This window comes from Streptomyces sp. WELS2 (genome assembly GCF_013870595.1).
Lineage (GTDB): Bacteria > Actinomycetota > Actinomycetes > Streptomycetales > Streptomycetaceae > Streptomyces.
In genome coordinates this window covers 1-2,477 of the sequence record NZ_JACBWZ010000868.1, presented here as the reverse complement: position 1 = coordinate 2,477, position 2,477 = coordinate 1, and the positions used below count along the sequence as shown (strand labels likewise).

Annotated in this window: 3 protein-coding genes and 1 pseudogene; 2 read left to right on the top strand and 2 right to left on the bottom strand. The window is 73.7% G+C overall.

Annotation, left to right across the window (positions count from 1 at the left end):
• Nucleotides 1–527: flavin reductase family protein (locus H5J33_RS31010; RefSeq protein WP_258565525.1), on the top strand; the 527-nt coding region annotated here is incomplete at its 5' end.
• A 174-nt stretch (nucleotides 528–701) separates the two neighbouring features.
• Nucleotides 702–1,172, top strand: a complete 471-nt coding sequence (locus tag H5J33_RS31005) for a hypothetical protein (protein WP_181798087.1) — start codon at nucleotides 702–704, stop codon at nucleotides 1,170–1,172.
• 123 nt (nucleotides 1,173–1,295) lie between these two features.
• Here the strand turns inward: H5J33_RS31005 and H5J33_RS31000 are convergent, their stop codons facing one another.
• Nucleotides 1,296–2,255 carry an SMP-30/gluconolactonase/LRE family protein gene (locus H5J33_RS31000; protein ID WP_181798086.1) on the bottom strand — a complete coding sequence of 320 codons (960 nt, stop codon included), beginning with the start codon at nucleotides 2,253–2,255 and terminating at the stop codon, nucleotides 1,296–1,298.
• A 105-nt stretch (nucleotides 2,256–2,360) separates the two neighbouring features.
• Nucleotides 2,361–2,477, bottom strand: a pseudogene (locus H5J33_RS37945) (ArsR family transcriptional regulator); the annotation flags it as partial.

Here is a 2,477-nt window from a genome sequence, read left to right as displayed (position 1 = left end):
GAGGACACCGGGAGGGTCGATACGTGACCGGCGGCATCACCGATACGGTGCGGGGCGTCGACGCCGACAGCTTCCGGGCGGCCCTGGCCCGGTTCGCCAGCGGGGTGGTCGTGGTCACCGCGCGCGACGCGCTCGGGGCGCCGCACGGCTTCACCGCGAGCTCCTTCTGCTCGGTGTCGCTGCGTCCGCCGCTCGTGCTCGTCTGTCTGGCCGAGACCGCCACGTCGTACGACACGTTCACCCGGGCCGCCGACTGCGGGATCAGCATCCTCGCCCACGACCAGGCGGCCGTCGCACGACGGTTCGCCACCCGGGGCGCCGACAAGTTCACCGACGGCGCCTTCGAGACGCTGCCCAACGGCACACCGGCGGTGCGCGGCGCCCTGGCCACGCTCGCCTGCCGGATCCGGCAGCGGCACACCGCGGGCGACCACATGATCCTCGTCGCGGAGGTCACCCACACCGGGGAGGGCGAGGGGCGCCCGATGCTCTACTTCGGCGGCGCCTTCCGGGAACTGGCTCCCTGACGATACGTCAGCCTCCTTGCGAGCAGCACTCGATCGCCGCTCTAGGCGGCCGAAACAGACTCCTTTTCGCACCACGCACCACGCACCACGTATCAAGCACCACGCACCACGTACCACCCGAGCGGTTCCACGCATCAGCTCACCATCGACACCTCATCTGGAAGAGGGCACCTCATGCGCAGCATCGCCACCCGCGTCGGCGTCGTCGCCGCCACCGCCGTACTCGCCCTGACGGGCCTGGGCGCCGCCACCGCGTCCGCGGCCACCGCCAACGCCGACGTCCCGGTCGCCGCCGACGTGACGTACAGCAGCCTGGCCGGCGAGTGGCAGGGCTCCGGCACCGCCGGTTCCAACCCCGTCCAGCCGCACTTCTTCTTCTACGGCAACGGCACCCTGAAGATGATCCCGGAGGACAACGCCTACCTCGCCACCGGCACCTGGAAGCAGAGCGGCTCCTCGTTCACCTTCCACCTGGAGCACCCGATCTACGACTCCACCGGCGCCGTCGCCTCCTACATCAAGGCCGACCAGACCGGCACCATCAACGGTGACACCTGGTCCTCGACCGGCACCTCGGGCCGCTACGACACCCAGGGCAACCTCATCGAGACGTTCACCGTCACCCTGACGGCCCACCGCGTCTGACCCCCGCCCGGCGAAGACCCCCGGTGCCGCGGGTCCGCGTCTCCGGGGCTGTCATCGCTCGCGTCTCCTCTTTCGGCCCCGCCCCGTCGGGCGATCAAGGCCGGAACCCAGGGTACCGCCGGGTCAGCGGGCGGCAGGCCGGGCGCAGACCGCCACCCCGGGCTCCCACAGGCTGCCCAGCACCAGGTGGTCACCGGTGGCGCAGACGCTGGTGACCATGCGGAAGCCGGACCGGCGGCGGGTGAGGTGGTGGACGATACGCCCCTCGTCGTCCACGGCGACGACGCCGGCGGTCCCGCTCGGACGGTACGGCAGGTGTACCGCGGCCCGGGCGGCGGCGCGGCGGACGGCCGGCGCAGTGCGGTGCAGCAGGTCCAGCGGGGGGACCCGGGGACTGGCCAGGGCGACCCAGAGCGGGCCGCCGGGACCCTCGCGCCAGAGGTTGTCCGGCATGCCGGGCAGATCGGCGAAGGGTTCGGCGTGACCGGCGCGGGGGCCGGTGAGCCGGTAGCGGACGAGGCGGCAGGCGCCGGTCTCGGCGAGCACCAGGAAGGAGCCGTCGGCCGCGACGGCGAGGCCGTTGGCGAACCGCAGCCCCTCCAGCAGGACCTCGGGCTCGCCGCCCTCCGGAGGCAGCCGCAGCAGCCGGCCGGTGCCGGTGTGCTCGACGATGTCGCCGATCCACCGGTCCAGGGGGTGGCGGCTGCTGGAGACGGTGAAGTACAGGGTGCCGTCGGGGAGGGCGACGACGTTGCTGCAGAAGCGGAGCCGCTCCCCCGCCACCGAGTCCGCGAGGACGCGGACGGTCCCGTCGTCCGTGCCCACCCGCAGCAGGCCGCGTTCGGCGTCGCACACCACGAGGTCGCCGTCCGGGAGGAGCTCCAGCCCGAGGGGCCGGCCGCCGGTGCGGGCCAGCACCTCGGTGCGGGCCGTGCGCGGATCGCCGAGGTGGTGGACGCGCAGGACGCGCCCGTCGGCCACTCCGGTCAGCACGCGCCCGTGCGGGTCGGGGACGACGTCCTCGGGGCCGTGCGCGCCCAGGGCGACGTAGTGCAGGGGCACGAGTTCCGCGGGCCGGTCCATGGGCGTCACCTTCTCACCGTCGTGTGCGGTCGTCAGCGGGGGGGGCGTGCCGTCCGGGGCGGCCGTCACCGGGGGCGCTCGCCGTCCGGTGCGGGCGCGTCCGCGTCACCAGCCCTTCTCGAACATCCTGGCCACCTCGGCGATGCGGATCTCGTCGCGCCGGTAGTGGGTGCGGCAGCGGATCCGGCGGGTGCGCAGGACGCCGAGGCGGGCGAGGAAGTC

Excerpts from the sequence above, each read along its gene's own strand:
- H5J33_RS31005 (WP_181798087.1), top strand. The coding sequence starts at position 702 with ATGCGCAGCATCGCCACCCGCGTCGGCGTCGTCGCCGCCACCGCCGTA.
- H5J33_RS31000 (WP_181798086.1), bottom strand. The coding sequence starts at position 2,255 with ATGGACCGGCCCGCGGAACTCGTGCCCCTGCACTACGTCGCCCTGGGC.